Source organism: Sporosarcina cascadiensis (genome assembly GCF_009650995.1).
GTDB classification, from domain to species: domain Bacteria; phylum Bacillota; class Bacilli; order Bacillales_A; family Planococcaceae; genus Sporosarcina; species Sporosarcina cascadiensis.
In genome coordinates this window covers 170,782-187,446 of sequence record NZ_WHVV01000008.1, presented here as the reverse complement: position 1 = coordinate 187,446, position 16,665 = coordinate 170,782, and the positions used below count along the sequence as shown (strand labels likewise).

Genomic DNA, 16,665 nt, shown 5'->3' with positions numbered 1-16,665 from the left:
CGATCGAGGACTTAACCTATTATAAAAAGTAGTTACTTGAACTACCCAATGTCTTTTATTCAGTTTTGAGTGAACAAGCTTTACTCAAACCAGTCTAGTAACGATAGCGAAGAGGTCACACCCGTTCCCATACCGAACACGGAAGTTAAGCTCTTCAGCGCCGATGGTAGTTGGGGGTTTCCCCCTGTGAGAGTAGGACGTTGCTGGGCACGAAGCCATTCCCTATGGGGAGTGGCTTTTTTGTGTGTTCTAATAGAAAAGCGAAGCCGGGAGGCTTTTGGAGTTATAGACAAAAGAAAAGACACGACACTGTGCAGCGAGAAGGACGGGGAGTGGTGGAGTGCAAGGAAGCGAGCCGCTGTGACTCGAAGCGTATGATATACGCGAGACTCGCAAGCGGGGAAGCTGACGCAGTCAATCCGCCGCTCTCCGTTCTTCGCAGCCCCGAACACGGAAGGTAAGCTCGTGCGCCGATGGTAGTTGGGGGTTTCCCCTTGCGTGCGTAGGACGTTGCTGGGCACGAAGCCATTCCTTATGGGGAGTGGCTTTTTTGTGTGTTCTAATAGAAAGGTGAAGCCGGGAGGCTTTTGGAGTTATAGACAAAAGAAAAGACACAACACTGTGCAGCGAGAAGGACGGGGAGTTTATTTCTTGCGTACTCACAAGTTGAATGGTGCGGTAAGTGGCGAATTAGGCTCGCTGGCAGCGCAGAATGGAGCGGTGAGCAGGACGTTTGGTTCGATGGACAGTCTGTTTGGTGCGTTGCCCAGGCGGAATAGTGCGGTCGCAACCTTGTTTGGTGCGTGGCAGGTGCCGCATCGACAGACAGACCTCCTATTGTTCATACTAGGCGTCTATGCGCTCACTTTTAATACTACCTTCATACTCAGTTGATGCGTGATAATGAGTTAGGCTCGTTTGATCATACCTTCCTCAGAGTGATCATGCCACCCCTCTCATATCCAACTCTATATAGTACTCTGGCTCAATTGAATAAATGTTCAAAAGACTTTCCTTGAACTTTTTGATAAAGCGCGATACGATAAACCCTATTCCGGAAAGGAGAGGTTGCCTATGGGTATGGTCCTGCTCATCTTCATGATAAATGTTATCTACGTTTCCTTTTCGACAGTCCGAATGATTTTGACACTGAAAGGCTACCGGTATATCGCTGCGGCCGTGAGTATGTTTGAAGTCGTCATCTATGTTATCGGATTAGGTTTAGTGTTGGATAACTTAGATCAAATTCAGAATTTAATTGCCTATGCTCTCGGATTTGGATCCGGCGTAGTGGTTGGTTCTAAGATCGAGGAAAGATTAGCGCTTGGCTATATTACGGTAAATGTAATTACAGCAGATATTAATAAAGAAATGCCTCATGAATTGCGACGTAAAGGATACGGTGTGACAGATTGGTCCGCAAATGGATTAAGCGGCGGCCGTTCGACGATGGAAATTTTGACACCGCGCAAATATGAATTGCAGTTATACAAAACCATAACAGAGCTTGATCCCAAAGCGTTCATTATTTCGTATGAACCAAAAACCATACATGGCGGTTTCTGGGTGAAAAGTGTGAAAAGAGGAAAGCTATTTAAATGAGCAGCAAAAAAATGTGGTTTGATCGGCAAGACGAAGAAACATTGGAAGAGTGCCTTGAACGGATTCAACGTTTGGGCTATACAGTTGTTGCGAGAAGAGAGAAACCGGTTTTTAAACAAGAGGGCGGAGAGTACATTCCTGTCAAGCAGCAAACCCAGTTTCAAGGGATTAAAAACAGCTGAAAATAGTGGAATGCTCTAGTAATAGGTATGTTTTCAATCCAGGTACGTCCGAAAGGCGAATGATTATAAAAGCGTCATTATATATTGTTCGTCTTTGAGTTGACGTATGAAATTTAAATTGTTACTATAATAAGAGTAAATGAGTTCCCCGTATATGCCGCAGAATTGGCTGCAGCGTTTCTACCAAGACACCGTAAATGTCTACACTATGTGGGAAAGCAATTTTTCTTGGATATCTTCGTGAGATAGAGAGTCTATTATCGCGGATTGTTAAGGGTCCTTGAAAGTTCTGCTTTTTGTGCATGTGAAAAGTGGAGTTTTCAAGGACCTTTTTTTATTAAAATAATTTGAATAGTACGGATATGAAGGAGCGGATTGGATTTGGAACCGAAAGTCGGTGTGATTATGGGAAGTAAAAGTGACTGGGAAACAATGAAACATGCATGTGAGATCCTGGACGAGCTGGAGGTCCCCTATGAAAAGAAGGTAGTTTCAGCTCACCGTACACCTGATTTGCTGTTTGAATATGCGGAACAGGCTGAAGCGAAAGGGCTGCATGTGATTATTGCAGGAGCAGGCGGAGCAGCTCATCTTCCTGGAATGGTTGCTGCAAAAACGCTGGTTCCTGTTATCGGTGTTCCGGTACAATCTAAAGCATTAAACGGTATGGATTCATTATTATCAATCGTACAGATGCCGGGCGGTGTTCCTGTAGCTACAGTATCGATTGGGAAAGCCGGTGCTATCAATGCGGGACTCCTGGCTGCGCAGATGATCAGCACAACGGATAAGGAGCTGCGTTCACGATTGCAGGAACGGCGTGATCAAATGCGTCAAATCTCTTTGAAAAGCAGCGGTGAGCTGGAGTGAAAGTGATTTTACCTGGACAGACAATCGGAATTATCGGCGGCGGTCAGCTTGGGCGTATGATGGGAATGGCGGCAAAAGAAGCTGGATTTCACATTGCTGTATTAGACCCAACGAAGAACTCGCCGTGTGGACAAATTGCTGATATAGAAATTATCGCACCATATGATGATGAGAAAGCGCTGGCTGAGCTACGTAAAGTCAGTGATGTCATTACATTCGAATTTGAGAATATCGATTATGAAGGTTTGAAGAGATTAACAGAGCAGGCGAATGTGCCCCAGGGAGCAGAGCTTGTTCGCATCATACAAAACCGAATTAATGAAAAAGCTGAAATTCAAGCAGCAGGAGCACCGGTTGCACCTTATATTGCAGCTGATTCATTTGAAGAGCTGGCAGAGAAAATTTCCGATATTGGCTATCCTTGTATTGTGAAAACCGCTTTTGGCGGATATGACGGAAAAGGACAAGTGAAATTAGATTCAAAAGAACAGCTGGAAGAAGCCAGGTCGCTGTTCGCCCATTCAGCCTGTATAGCGGAAGCATTCGTGCCGTTTGAGAAAGAAATTTCAGTGATCATACAACGTAATGAAGCGGGACAGTCCTATTGCCTGCCAATCGCAGAAAACATTCACAAAAACCATATTCTGCATGAATCGATTGTGCCGGCACGTGTAGCTGACACGGTATTAGAGCAGGCAGAGCGCGAAGCAGAAAAAATTGCGGGTCATTTGCATCTGGTCGGAACACTGGCCGTTGAGATGTTTGTGCTTCCGGATGGCGGGATTATCATAAACGAACTGGCTCCCCGTCCGCATAACTCGGGACATTATTCGATCGAAGCGTGCAATATTTCGCAATTTCATCAGCATATCCGTGCAGTTTGCGGATGGCCGCTGCGTAAACCAAGACTATGGGCATCTTCAATTATGGTAAACCTGCTTGGAGAGCATGTAGAGCCAATGAAGAAAGCTATTACGGAGTATCCTGACTGGTCCATTCATTTGTACGGCAAAGCAGAAGCCAAAGAGAAACGCAAAATGGGCCATGTTACGATCATGACAGATCATATAGAAGAAACCCTTATCGAAATTGAACAATCAGGTATCTGGCAGGATTAAATAAGTTTTACACTACTATTTCCACTTTGGGAGGAACCAACAATGACGAAAGTAACTATTTATGTAACATTACGTGAAAGTGTTGTAGATCCACAAGGCATCGCAACGACAGATGCACTTCAGAAAATGGGCTTTGAAGAAGTAAAGAGTGTTCGTGTCGGTAAGCTGATCGAGCTGGAACTGGATGGTTCTGAACAAACGATTGAAACGCGTGTGAAAGAAATGTGCGATAACCTGCTGATCAATAAAGTCATCGAAGATTACCGCTTTGAAGTCGGGGAGGTTGCCGGCCAATGAAGTTCGCTGTCCTAGTATTCCCGGGTCTTACATGTGATCTGGATATGTACCATGCGGTTGAGGAAACAGTGAAGCAGGAAGTGGAATATGTCTGGCATACAGAAGCGGACCGGCTGGGTCAATTCGACGCGCTGCTTTTGCCGACAGGTACATCTTACGGTAACTATTTACGTCCCGGTGCACTTGCGAAAAGTTCGCCTGCGTGTCAGGAACTTCAGAAGTTTGCAGAGTCGGGAAAACTGGTTCTCGGCGTAGGAAATGGATTTCATATATTAGTGGAAGCGGGCATTCTGCCAGGCGGATTTTTGCGCAACAATAGCCTGAAGTTCCGTTCTGCTCAAGTAAAGCTGCAGGTAGAAAATACCAGCACAGCATTTACAAAAGAATATTCAAAAGGCCAGAAAATTACACTTCCGGTTGCCAATGAATTCGGTAATTATTATGCGGATGAAGCAACAGTGGAAGAATTGAAAAGCAGCAACCGCATCATCTTTACCTATGCGGGTGAAAATGAGGACGGCAGCACAGCTGCAATTGCAGGCATTACAAATGAAAAAGGCAATGTGCTCGGCATGATGCCGCTTCCTGAACGTGCAGTGGAAGAACTGATCGGCGGTACCGATGGAGCGCCAATATTCCATTCAATCTTGAACAATTGGAGTGAGAAGCATGTCAATTAATCACGAACCTACAGCGAAACAAGTGAAAGAGCAGCGTTTGTATCTTCAAATGGGCATGACGGAAGAAGAGTATACACGTGCGGAAGAAATGCTTGGACGCACTCCTAATTATACGGAAACAGGTTTGTTTTCGGCTATGTGGTCAGAACACTGTTCTTATAAAAGTTCAAAATCTGTTCTTCGGAAGTTCCCGACTGAAGGCGCGCGTGTGCTTCAAGGGCCGGGCGAAGGCGCAGGAATTGTAGACATCGGTGACAATCAGGCTGCGGTATTCAAGATGGAGTCACACAACTCGCCTTCTGCAATTGAACCGTTCATTGGTGCGGCTACGGGGGCGGGCGGTATTATCCGTGACGTATTTTCCATGGGTGCGCGTCCGGTTGCGCTGGTAAACTCTTTGCGTTTCGGTGATTTAACGGATCCGCGCGATAAGTTTTTATTCGAAGAGGCGGTTGCCGGGATTGCGAGTTACGGCAATGCGATGGGGATTCCTACAGTAGCAGGTGAAGTGCAGTTCGATCAATGCTACTCTAAGCGTCCTCTTGTCAATGCGATGGCGGTTGGATTGCTTAATCATGAAGATATTCAAAAAGGATTGGCGGCAGGAGTAGGTAACACTGTCCTATATGCCGGCGCTACAACCGGCCGTGACGGAATTCACGGTGCGACGATGTCGTCTTCAGAAGTGTCAATTGAAGAAGAGAATGAACTGCCGGTTATGCAGGCAGGGGATCCTTTCATTGAGAAACTGTTAATGGAAGCTTGTCTGGAGCTTGTGAAATCTGATGCACTCATCGGGATTCAGGATATGGGAGCGGCAGGACTAACTTCTTCCGCAGCTGAAATGGCTTCAAAAGCAGGCTATGGGGTAGAGATGAATTTGAATCTGGTGCCACAGCGTGAAGAAAATATGACAGCTTATGAAATGATGCTGTCTGAGTCGCAGGAACGCATGCTGATCGTAGTCAAGAAAGGCCGCGAAGAGGAAGTCATACAATTATTCACTAAATATGGGATTAATGCTGTGGCTATCGGCCGCGTAACAGATGACAAAATGCTTCGCCTCCTTCATAAAGGGGAAATAGTTGCAGAAGTTTCGGCTGATTTATTGGCTGAAGATGCACCAAGCTATCAAAAAGAATCAAAAGAGCCGGCTTCATTTGCAGAGAACCAGGCGATGGAAAATAAAGAGCCGCAAGTAGCAAACTTGAAAGATACGTTACTGGAACTGCTGCAGCGCCCGACGATTGCTTCAAAGGAATGGGTCTATAATCAGTTTGATACAGGAGCAAGAACAAGTACGGTGCTGGCTCCGGGAGCATCAGCTGGGATTATCCGCGTGCGGGGTACGAATAAAGGGATCGCGATGACAGCAGACTGTAATTCGCGTTTCATCTATCTAGACCCTGAAACAGGCGGCAAAATTGCGGTCGCTGAGGCAGCACGGAACTTGATTTGTTCAGGAGCAGAACCAATTGCACTGACAGACTGCCTGAACTTCGGAAGCCCGGATAAACCGGAAGTGTTCTGGCAGCTGGAGAAATCAGCAGCCGGTATTTCAGAAGCCTGCCGCAAGCTGAACGCGCCAGTGATCGGCGGGAACGTTTCCCTTTCGAATGAAGTGAACGGAGTGCCGATTTATCCAACACCGACAATCGGTCTCGTCGGTCTGGTGCATGATCTGAAGCATGTCACAACGCCGGGCTTTAAACAGGCGGGCGATGCAATTTATGTAATCGGTCAGACTGCGACAGAATTCGGAGGAAGTGAACTTCAGCAGATGGTAGAAGGTAAGATTTTCGGTAAATCTCCTGCCATTGATCTGGATACAGAAGTGAAACGTCAGGATCAATTGCTTAACGCAATCCAACAAGGGCAAATCCAGTCTGCAGCGGACCTTTCTGAAGGCGGCTTTGCGGTAGCGCTTTGTGAAAAAGCATTTGCCGCGGACGGACTGGGAGCAGACGTAACAGTCGAAGGTTCTGCAGTTACCGCTTTATTCAGCGAATCACAGTCACGTTTCCTGGTTACTGTAAAGCCTGAGCAAGTTGCGGCATTTGAAAAGAATGTCCAGGATGCTGTGAAAATTGGAACAGTGACAGATGGCGAAGAAGTCGTCATCAAAGATGCAGAAGGAACGGTTTTACTGGAAGGGACGGTAGAAGAATTCCGCGCTGCTTGGAAAGGGGCAATTGCATGCTTGCTGAACTCAGAGGATTAAACGAAGAGTGCGGCGTATTTGGTATCTGGGGGCATGAAGACGCAGCACAAATCAGTTATTATGCGCTGCATGCTCTTCAGCATAGAGGACAGGAGGGAGCTGGCATCGTCGTCAAACGCGATGATGGGCTCCATGCTGTGAAAGGCGAAGGTCTGGTCAATGAAGTGTTCTCCGGCGAAAACCTGGCGACATTACATGGCTATGGTGCGATTGGACAAGTTCGTTATACGACAGAACAGGGCCGCGGTATTGAAAATGTACAGCCGCTCGTGTTCCGTTCAACAACGGGAAGCCTTGCGATTGCTCATAACGGTAACTTAATCAATGCTACGGATCTTAAAGAACATTTGGAACGTCAAGGAAGTATTTTCCAGACTACTTCTGATACAGAAGTGCTTGCACATCTGATTAAACGCAGCAGCGGCTCACTGAATCAGCGCGACAAAGTGAAAAAAGCATTGAGCATCTTAAAAGGGGCTTTTGCTTTCGTTCTTATGACAGATGAAGGCCTTATGGTCGCACAGGATCCAAACGGATTGCGTCCACTGTCGCTGGGGAAAATTGGTGATTCGTGGGTCGTGGCATCTGAAACTTGTGCATTCGATATTATCGGAGCGGACCATGTCCGCTCGGTAGAACCCGGTGAATTAGTTATTATCAATAATAAAGGGCTGACGTCTGAGCGTTTTGCCCAGCCGGCTGAACGCGCCATGTGTTCCATGGAGTATGTCTATTTCTCCCGTCCAGATTCAGATATCGACGGTATTAACATTCATGCCGCACGCAAACGCTGCGGCAAACAGCTGGCACGTGAAGTGCAGATCAGTGCGGACGTTGTCACAGGGGTACCGGATTCCAGTATTTCCGCTGCAATCGGATTTTCCGAACAGAGCGGTATACCATATGAACTCGGCCTCATTAAAAACCGTTATGTCGGGAGAACTTTCATTCAGCCTTCTCAGGCGCTGCGGGAAAAAGGCGTGAAAATGAAACTGTCGCCTGTTCATCAGGTAATTCACGGCAAACGGGTCGTAATGGTAGATGATTCCATCGTACGCGGCACGACATCCAAGCGGATTGTTGCGATGCTTAGAGAGGCTGGCGCAAAAGAGATTCACGTCGTGATCGCCTCGCCTCCTTTGATTGCACCTTGTTATTACGGAGTTGATATCAGTTCCGACTCCGAATTAATTGCAACAGGACGTACGCTCGATGAAATGTGTGAAGAAATCGGCGCCGACTCGCTTAATTTTCTGTCGGTCGACGGAATGCTCGAAGCGAACGGCCGGTCGCCTGAAATGAAAAACTGCGGCCAATGTCTGGCGTGTTTCACAGGCGAGTATCCAACGGAGATTTATTCGGATACGGCAATGCCGCATGAAAAAGAAATCGTACGATAGGAGGCCTTTCCATGTCGAAGGCATATGAAAAAGCAGGAGTAAATATTGAGGCGGGTTATGAGTCGGTAGAACGTATGAAATCCCACGTAGCCAGAACTTCACGTAAAGGTGTTGCAGGAGCTTTTGGCGGTTTCGGTGGAATGTTTGACCTGTCGGCGCTCGAATATAAAGAGCCTGTATTGATTTCAGGAACGGATGGTGTCGGTACGAAGCTGAAACTGGCGTTTATGGCTGACCGTCACGATACGATCGGAATCGACTGTGTGGCGATGTGTGTCAATGACATCGTGGCGCAAGGAGCGGAACCGCTTTACTTCCTGGATTATGTTGCGCTTGGAAAAGCGGTTCCTGAAAAGGTGGAAGCCATCGTTAAAGGAGTGGCAGACGGCTGTGTACAGTCGGGAGCTGCTTTGATTGGCGGAGAGACAGCTGAAATGCCGGGTCTTTATGAAGAAGATGAGTATGATCTGGCAGGCTTTGCAGTCGGTGCCTGCGAAAAAAGTCAATTGGTGACGGGTGAGCGTGTACAGGCAGGTGACGTGCTGGTTGGAATCGCATCGAGTGGAATTCATTCTAATGGTTATTCATTAGTCCGCCATATCGTTTTTGAACAGCTTGGTGCGAAGATTGACAGTACAATCGAAGGGTACGAAGAGCTTGGAACGGTTTCAGATGCCTTGCTGACACCGACGAAAATTTATGCTAAACCTGTACTGGAGATTCATCGGCAGCTGGACGTACATGCGATGGGCCATATTACAGGCGGCGGATTCTTTGAAAACCTGCCGCGCATGTTCTCAGAGAGCTTTGGAGTCGAGGTGGACTTAGGCGCGTGGCGGGTACTTCCAGTGTTTAAGATGTTGAAGGAAAAAGGCGAACTGACAGACCGTGATTTATACAGTGTCTTCAATATGGGCATCGGTTTTGTAGTAGCATTGCCTGAGGCAGAGGCGGAAAAAGCGATTAAAATTGCAGAAGCTCATGGTGAGAAAGCGTATGTGATCGGTCGCGTCACAACTAAAGAAGGCGTCGCGTTCAATGGCGATCATGACGGCACTCTTACGTTATGACCAATAAAGTGAAGATCGCCATTTTCGCATCAGGAAGCGGCAGTAATTTTGCTGCATTGGAAAAAGCGTGTTACGTCGGCGGGATTCCGGCTGAAGTCGTTCTGCTTGTCACGGACAGGCCTGATGCGTTTGTAACAGAACGCGCTAAACAGGCAGGCATCCCCGTGGCGGCTTTTCGTCCCCGTGATTTTGATTCGAAAGAGATGTATGAGCAAGCTGTATTGAAGCGACTGCAGGATGTTCAGGCAGAATGGCTGATATTGGCAGGCTATATGCGCCTGATCGGTCCTGTTCTGCTCGGCGCGTATCCTGAACGAATCGTCAATATCCATCCATCGCTGCTGCCTTCATTTCCAGGAAAAGATGCAATTGGGCAGGCAGTGGCGGCAGGCGTCAAAATAACTGGGGTGACGGTGCACATTGTGGATGAAGGAATGGATACCGGTCCTATTTTAGCGCAGTGTGCTGTACATGTTGTAGAAGAAGATCCTGATAAAACAGCTGCTGCTATTCATAAAGCAGAACATGAACTGTATGCAGAAACATTAAAAAACTTATTTGAAAAATGATCGGCCTGTTATCATGACAGGCCTTTTGTATAAATTGGAGGAATTACGTTGAAAAAGCGCGCATTGCTAAGCGTATCGGATAAAAGCGGGATATTGGAATTTGCGAAGGAACTGGAACAGCTTGGATACGAATTATTATCTACCGGCGGCACAATGAAACACCTGAAAGACAATGGTGTTGCCGTGACAGCTGTCGATGAAATCACAGGTTTTCCCGAAATCATGGAAGGCCGTGTGAAAACTTTAAATCCGATGATTCACGGCGGATTGCTTGCGAAACAGGATGATCCGGGACATCAGGCACAAATGAAAGAGCACGGCATCCAGCCGATTGACGTAGTCTGCGTAAATCTTTATCCATTCAAAGAAACGATCTCTAAACCGGACGTATCAACAGAAGATGCCATTGAAAATATTGATATCGGCGGACCGGCCATGCTTCGTGCCTCCGCAAAGAATCACGCATACGTAACTGTTATCGTAGACGCTTCAGACTATGAATCAGTTTTGCATGAACTGAAAGCAGACGGCAAGACAACGCTTGAGACACGCCACCGGCTGGCAGCTAAAGTGTTCCGCCACACTGCAGCGTATGATGCATTAATTTCTGGCTATCTGACTGAACTTGCAGGTGAGCAGTTCCCAGAGCAAGTGACGTATACATACGAATTAAAGCAGCCACTGCGCTATGGAGAAAATCCTCATCAGCAGGCAGCGTTCTACAGTCGTCCGCTTGGTTCTGATTTCTCCATTGCCTATGCAGAACAGCTTCACGGCAAGGAACTTTCCTATAACAATATCCAGGATGCCAACGCGGCGATTCAGATCGTCAAAGAGTTCACACAGCCGGCAGCAGTGGCGGTCAAGCATATGAACCCTTGCGGTGTGGGGACAGGCAGTACAATTGCAGAAGCATTTAAAAAAGCATACGAAGCAGATTCGACATCTATTTTTGGCGGAATTATCGCGCTGAATAAAGAAGTGGATCAGGAAACAGCATCACAGCTTGCAGAAATCTTCTTAGAAATCATTATTGCACCTTCATTTACAGAAGAAGCTCTTGAGACATTGACGAAGAAGAAAAACATCCGTCTCCTAACGATTTCATTCGAACAGCAGAAAAAAGATCAGTGGAATACGGTGTCAGTTGAGGGCGGATTGCTTATGCAGCAGCCTGATGCCTACGGTTTTGAAGACGCAGATATCACAGTAGCGACAGACCGTGAACCGACTGAAGCTGAATGGAACGCGATGAAACTGGGCTGGGCAGTTGTGAAGCATGTGAAGTCCAATGCAATTGTTGTAACGGACGAGCAAATGACAATTGGTGTCGGTGCCGGACAGATGAACCGTGTCGGCGCTGCAAACATCGCGCTGACACAGGCGGGAGAACGGGCTAAAGGGGCGGCACTTGCTTCAGATGCATTTTTTCCGATGGATGATACAGTGGAAGCGGCTGCGAAAGCTGGAATCACAGCTATTATTCAGCCGGGCGGATCTGTGAAAGATGCAGACTCTATTAAAAAAGCCAATGAATATGGCATCACGATGGTGTTTACAGGAGTACGTCATTTTAAACATTAAGCAGGCAGGGGGAATAGGGAAATGAAAATTCTCGTAATTGGCGGCGGCGGACGCGAGCATGCGATTGCCAGACAGTTCAGCCAGGCGCCTTCTGTAACGGAAGTATTTGCAGCGCCTGGAAACGACGGCATGAAAACAGATGCAACTTGTGTGCCGATTTCTGCGACAGATTTTGAAGCACTGGCTAATTTCGCGATCGAGAAACGAGTCACATTGACTTTTGTCGGGCCTGAACAGCCATTGGCAGAAGGAATTGTAGACTTCTTTCAAGACAGAGGCCTGACCATTTTCGGTCCTACTAAAGCGGCGGCACGGATTGAAGGCAGTAAATCATTTGCTAAAGAAATCATGGATAAGTATGAAATTCCGACAGCAGCCTACGGCACGTTTACTGATGCAGAAGAAGCAAAGAAGTTCATTCGCGAACAGGGCGCGCCGATTGTTGTTAAAGCAGACGGGCTGGCGGCCGGTAAAGGCGTCATTGTTGCGATGGAGCTTCAGGAGGCGTTGGACGCAGTCGATGATATGATCGGTAATCAAAAATTCGGCGAATCTTCTTCACGTGTTGTAGTGGAAGAATTTCTGGACGGCGAAGAATTTTCCTATATGTCTTTTGTTCATGACGGACAGATTTATCCGATGGTCATCGCACAGGATCATAAACGTGCGTATGATGGAGACCGCGGCCCGAACACCGGCGGAATGGGTGCTTATTCACCCGTACCCCAGATTTCAGAAGAAGTAGTTCAGGAAGCATATGACCGCGTCGTAGTGCCGACAGTAAACGCCATGACGGAAGAAGGTATTCCTTTTACAGGTATTCTGTATGCTGGTTTAATCTTAACCGAGCAAGGTCCGAAGGTTATCGAATTCAATGCGCGTTTCGGGGACCCTGAAACACAGGTCGTCCTGCCGCGCATGGCATCTGATTTCGGTCAGTTTATGGAAGCTTTGATGGCGGGGGAAACTTTTAATCTGCAGTGGGATGAAGAGGCGATGCTCGGCGTTGTCATTGCGTCAGACGGATATCCCGGTGATGTCGTCAACGGAAAAGAACTGCCGAATTTAGATTCTCTAACGGCATCAGGACTTGACGTTTTCCATGCAGGAACGAAATTAGAAGGCGGTAAATTTGTCGGTAACGGCGGACGTGTTCTGCTGGTAGCGGCAAAAGCCGGTAATTTGAAAGAAGCGCAAGAAAAAGTCTATGAAGGTCTTTCCACAAAAGAATGGAATGGTTTCTTTCACAGGCATGATATTGGCTGGAGAACATTTGAATAATTTGATAATCCATTCCCCTGCATTTATTTTAATGCAGGGGATTTTAATATGGGTTTCTAAATAAAAACGGCCTGCCGGGATTCTCTGAATAATTATAGATATCCACAGGTTCTTATAAAAACTGTGAGTTATCAGTGGGTATAATGTGAATAAACTGTTGGGAACGTGAATAACTTGTGTGTAATTTGTTTGCTTCAGAACGTACTTGTGGAAAACTTATATGCAGCTTGCCTATTCATCATCAGATTGCTATCTTAGTAGACAGCGATTGTTAATTAAACAGGGCGGTGGAAGTTATGTGGAATACACAGGAATTACAGGTGCAGTTGGCTATTATTAACGGGCAGAAAGCGCCGGATCTATTGATTGAAAACGCAACATACTTGCATTCGATTTTTAAGAAGTGGATGAAGGGCAATATATGGATTCAAGGAGATCGTATTGTATATGTCGGAGAGAGACTGCCTGCTCAACTGGAAGGAACTGAGAGGGTCGATGCGTCAGGAAAGAAAATTGTACCCGGCTATATCGAGCCTCATGTTCATCCGTTTCAGATTTATAACCCTGAAAGTTTTGCGGATTATGCAGGAAAGCGCGGAACTACGACGATCTTGTCGGATAACCTGATGTTTTTTACTTTATTGAAAAGAGGAGAGGCATTCCATCTGATCGATCAATTGAATGAATTGCCTTTTTCATTTTATTGGTGGGCCCGGGTGGATTCACAGACGATGCTGAAGAACGAGCAGCAACTATTCAATCCGAAAGATATTGCCTCCTGGCTGCAGCGCCCGGACGTATTGATGGCAGGAGAACTGACAAGCTGGCCGCGGCTGTTGCAGGGCGATCAGAATATGATGCAGTCTTTAATTGAAGCGAAACGCCGGGGGAAAAAGATTGAAGGTCATTTCCCGGGTGCGTCAGAACGGACACTTGCCCGAATGAAGCTGCTCGGGGTGGACGGTGACCATGAGTCAATGACTGTGGATGAAGTGGAAAGACGTTTGCAGCAAGGCTATGCTGTTACCTTGCGGGAATCCTCTATTCGACGGGATCTTTCCAGTTTATTGAAAGGAATTGTAGAGAAAGGCTGGAATGTTTTCGATCATTTGATGATGACAACGGACGGCTCTACTCCCTCATTCTATGAAGACGGCATAATGGATAAATGTATTCAAATTGCACTCGATGCCGGAGTGGCACCAATCGATGCATATCAAATGGCTTCTTATAATGTCGCGAGGTACTATGACATCACCGATCTGCATAGTGTTATCGGGACAGGCCGTTACGCTACGTTAAACTTTTTAGAAAATGAATGGAACCCTGTGCCGACGGATGTGCTGTCAAAAGGACAATGGTTATTGAAAAACGGCAAAGCGGAAATGCAGTTCCAAGCAGTTGATTGGGAGAGACTACCGAAATTTGAACTTTCATTCGAACTAACTGACTATGATTTCTCGTTTGAATCGAATAAGGGAATTGAAATGGTCAATGACGTAATCACAAAAGTTTATGAGACCGATCTAGACCTGTCTGACCGGGTGATTACGAATCGCAATGAATGCTTTCTGCTGCTGATCGATCGGAAAGGCAAGTGGCGCGTCAATACCGTGCTGAAAGGATTTGCGGATTCATTGCAAGGATTTGCTTCTTCTTATTCGAATACAGGAGACATCCTGTTGGTTGGACAGAATTGGGAAGAAATGAAAAGAGCTTTTAACGAGTTGAAGAATATAGGCGGAGGCATGGTTGTTGCTGAAAACGGTGAAATCATCGTCACGCTGCCACTGGCGGTATCAGGCGGCATGTCTGATCAGCCGCTGGAAATTGCAGCGAAGCAGGAGCTGGCTTTAAAGAAGGTGTTGAAAGAACGCGGGTACCATCAGGGGGATGCGGTTTATACTCTGTTATTTCTGGAGTCGATCCATCTGCCGCATGTTCGAATCACACCTATAGGTTTAGTCCAGGTGCTGAAGAATGAACGCTTAATTCCTAATACGGAAAGGTAGGGACCCCTATTGAAATGGAATAAACGGAGACTGATGGCAACTGCTTTAGCAGGCCTTTTATGTATTGGCGGCTGCTCCTCAAAAAATACTGATTCAGAAAAACCGGAGGAGCAGGCGGATGAAACGATCTCATCCGCTTACCCTGCTCCTTTTACTGGTGAACTGCTGACAGAAAAGCTGGAGAACCGGCCCATTTTGGCTACAATTAATAATCATCCGCTAGCCCGTCCGCAATCTGGTATTGCAGATGCAGATCTGATCTATGAATTTTTAGCGGAAGGAGAAGTTACACGTTATTTAGCGTTGTTTCACAGTGTAATACCTGAGCAAATCGGCCCGATACGCAGTGCCCGTGATTATTTTATCAAGATGGCTGAAGGAATGGATGCCTTCTATATTGCCCACGGCTACAGCCCGGATGCCAAGAAACTGCTGGACGACCGGGTTGTCGATCAAGTTAATGGCATGCAGTATGACGGAACTTTATTCGAACGCTCGACTGATCGCAGGGCGCCGCATAACTCGTATATTTCCAAGGCGCATATTGAGCAGGCATTTGAAATGACGAAAGCGTCTGAAAAGATCTCTAAGATGCCAGTCTTTTCTTTCCTAAATCTTGATGAACGTGATAAAATAGGAGAAATAGCTTCATCCGTTACAGTCGCGTACGGCAGCAATCCGAATTTTGCCAGTACATATCAGTATGATGAGCAGGCTAATCGTTATTACCGTTCTGTTAATGGTATTGATACAGTCGATAAACTAAATGAGCGCCGTGTAGAATTAGCGAACGTGCTCGTGATGGAATTGGATCATAAAACGGTGGATCGAGAAGGAAGACAGGCAATTGATATTCATTCGGGCGGCAAGGCAATGCTGTTTCATGACGGAATTGCCAAACCGATAGAGTGGGAAAATATGGACGGTTTTCTAACTCCGTTAGAACAGGGCCTTCCCGTCAATTTAACGGCTGGAAAGACCTGGATTCATATTGTGCCGACTATGTCGGGCTCTGCGTCTTCCGTTACATTTACTCCATAAGATCGGCACAGAGAGGGTGAGGACATGCAAATCGATAAAATACGAAGTGAGCAGACAGATCAATTATTCAATGCGATCTTGGAGTTGAAAGACTTAGAAGAGTGCTACCAATTTTTCGATGATGTTTGTACAATGAGCGAAATCCAGTCAATCGCACAGCGATTAGATGTAGCTCATATGCTGCGCAAGAAAAAAACCTACGACAGCATCCAGCAAGAAACCGGTGCGAGCACAGCCACCATCTCCCGCATTCGGCGCTGTGTGGACTACGGATCCGGAGGCTACAACCTCATGCTCGGACGCCTCTACCCTGAACTCGATCAGAATCAGCCAAAAAAATAAGAACCCAACCGGCCGGGCCCCAACCCACCGGTTTTTTTGGTAGCCACCTAAAGCGGAGACGGCCGTTTAGACTCGACAGGCACTGGAGGGCTGGCAGCAGCAGGCGCTTTTTACCTGCTGAAGTCAGACCGAAGTGTCCCGAGAGTCTGGCCGTCGGAGCTGGAAGCCACCTAAAGCGGAGACGGCCGTTTAGACTCGACAGACGTTGGAGATCTTATCGCAAAAGGCGTTCTTTGCCTTTTTGATAAGACCGAAACGTTCCGAGAGTCTGGCCGTCGGAGCTGGAAGCCACCTAAAGCGGAATGCGCCGCTTAGCCTAGACAGGCACTGGAGGGCTGGCAGCAGCAGGCGCTTTTTACCTGCTGAAGTCAGACCGAAGTGTCCCGAGAGTCTGGC

At 47.0% G+C, this 16,665-nt stretch carries 16 protein-coding genes, 1 rRNA gene and 1 riboswitch; all 17 genes read left to right on the top strand.

The genetic code is table 11. From position 1 onward, the window contains the following. Nucleotides 1-93: 93 nt before the first annotated feature. Nucleotides 94-209: ribosomal RNA gene (gene rrf, locus GDZ68_RS10540) — 5S ribosomal RNA — on the top strand. A 442-nt stretch (nt 210-651) separates the two neighbouring features. After that, nucleotides 652-894, top strand: a complete 243-nt coding sequence (locus tag GDZ68_RS10535) for a hypothetical protein (protein WP_153722258.1) — start codon at nt 652-654, stop codon at nt 892-894. A 180-nt stretch (nt 895-1,074) separates the two neighbouring features. Further along, the gene (locus GDZ68_RS10530) at nt 1,075-1,602 is read left to right on the top strand and encodes a DUF2179 domain-containing protein (protein WP_153722257.1); all 528 of its coding nucleotides are present in this window, start codon (nt 1,075-1,077) and stop codon (nt 1,600-1,602) included. Then, a complete protein-coding gene (locus tag GDZ68_RS10525) occupies nt 1,599-1,784 on the top strand; it encodes an NETI motif-containing protein (protein WP_153722256.1) in 186 nt (61 codons plus the stop codon). The genes GDZ68_RS10530 and GDZ68_RS10525 overlap by 4 nt, the downstream gene beginning before the upstream one ends. A 128-nt stretch (nt 1,785-1,912) precedes the next feature. Next, a riboswitch (purine riboswitch) is annotated at nt 1,913-2,013 on the top strand. Nucleotides 2,014-2,165: 152 nt separating this feature from the next. Beyond that, on the top strand, nt 2,166-2,654 hold the full coding sequence (gene purE / locus GDZ68_RS10520) for a 5-(carboxyamino)imidazole ribonucleotide mutase (RefSeq protein ID WP_153722255.1): 489 nt from the start codon (nt 2,166-2,168) through the stop codon (nt 2,652-2,654). Continuing rightward, nucleotides 2,651-3,772, top strand: a complete 1,122-nt coding sequence (purK, locus tag GDZ68_RS10515; protein WP_153722254.1) for a 5-(carboxyamino)imidazole ribonucleotide synthase — start codon at nt 2,651-2,653, stop codon at nt 3,770-3,772. The genes purE and purK overlap by 4 nt, the downstream gene beginning before the upstream one ends. Nucleotides 3,773-3,814: 42 nt before the next feature. Beyond that, nucleotides 3,815-4,069, top strand: a complete 255-nt coding sequence (gene purS, locus GDZ68_RS10510) for a phosphoribosylformylglycinamidine synthase subunit PurS (RefSeq protein ID WP_153722253.1) — start codon at nt 3,815-3,817, stop codon at nt 4,067-4,069. Then, entirely contained in the window at nt 4,066-4,749 is a 684-nt protein-coding gene (gene purQ / locus GDZ68_RS10505; protein WP_153722252.1) for a phosphoribosylformylglycinamidine synthase subunit PurQ, read from the top strand. Before purS ends, purQ begins: the two co-directional genes overlap by 4 nt. Continuing rightward, a complete protein-coding gene (gene purL, locus GDZ68_RS10500; RefSeq protein WP_153722251.1) occupies nt 4,739-6,970 on the top strand; it encodes a phosphoribosylformylglycinamidine synthase subunit PurL in 2,232 nt (743 codons plus the stop codon). Before purQ ends, purL begins: the two co-directional genes overlap by 11 nt. Further along, the gene (gene purF, locus GDZ68_RS10495) at nt 6,946-8,370 is read left to right on the top strand and encodes an amidophosphoribosyltransferase (protein ID WP_153722250.1); all 1,425 of its coding nucleotides are present in this window, start codon (nt 6,946-6,948) and stop codon (nt 8,368-8,370) included. Before purL ends, purF begins: the two co-directional genes overlap by 25 nt. 11 nt (nt 8,371-8,381) lie before the next feature. Continuing rightward, nucleotides 8,382-9,440, top strand: coding sequence for a phosphoribosylformylglycinamidine cyclo-ligase (gene purM, locus GDZ68_RS10490; RefSeq protein ID WP_153722249.1), 1,059 nt, complete (start codon nt 8,382-8,384; stop codon nt 9,438-9,440). Further along, the gene (purN, locus tag GDZ68_RS10485) at nt 9,437-10,009 is read left to right on the top strand and encodes a phosphoribosylglycinamide formyltransferase (RefSeq protein ID WP_153722248.1); all 573 of its coding nucleotides are present in this window, start codon (nt 9,437-9,439) and stop codon (nt 10,007-10,009) included. The genes purM and purN overlap by 4 nt, the downstream gene beginning before the upstream one ends. A 48-nt stretch (nt 10,010-10,057) precedes the next feature. After that, complete coding sequence (gene purH, locus GDZ68_RS10480; protein ID WP_153722247.1) at nt 10,058-11,593, top strand: bifunctional phosphoribosylaminoimidazolecarboxamide formyltransferase/IMP cyclohydrolase; 1,536 nt, start codon at nt 10,058-10,060, stop codon at nt 11,591-11,593. 21 nt (nt 11,594-11,614) lie between these two features. Beyond that, nucleotides 11,615-12,874 carry a phosphoribosylamine--glycine ligase gene (gene purD / locus GDZ68_RS10475; protein WP_153722246.1) on the top strand — a complete coding sequence of 420 codons (1,260 nt, stop codon included), beginning with the start codon at nt 11,615-11,617 and terminating at the stop codon, nt 12,872-12,874. Nucleotides 12,875-13,170: 296 nt separating this feature from the next. Next, nucleotides 13,171-14,886 carry an adenine deaminase C-terminal domain-containing protein gene (locus GDZ68_RS10470; RefSeq protein WP_153722245.1) on the top strand — a complete coding sequence of 572 codons (1,716 nt, stop codon included), beginning with the start codon at nt 13,171-13,173 and terminating at the stop codon, nt 14,884-14,886. A gap of 9 nt (nt 14,887-14,895) precedes the next feature. Further along, nucleotides 14,896-15,927 carry a DUF3048 domain-containing protein gene (locus tag GDZ68_RS10465; RefSeq protein WP_228551077.1) on the top strand — a complete coding sequence of 344 codons (1,032 nt, stop codon included), beginning with the start codon at nt 14,896-14,898 and terminating at the stop codon, nt 15,925-15,927. A 24-nt stretch (nt 15,928-15,951) separates the two neighbouring features. Further along, on the top strand, nt 15,952-16,269 hold the full coding sequence (locus GDZ68_RS10460; protein WP_153722244.1) for a YerC/YecD family TrpR-related protein: 318 nt from the start codon (nt 15,952-15,954) through the stop codon (nt 16,267-16,269). The last annotated feature ends 396 nt before the right edge of the window (nt 16,270-16,665 follow it).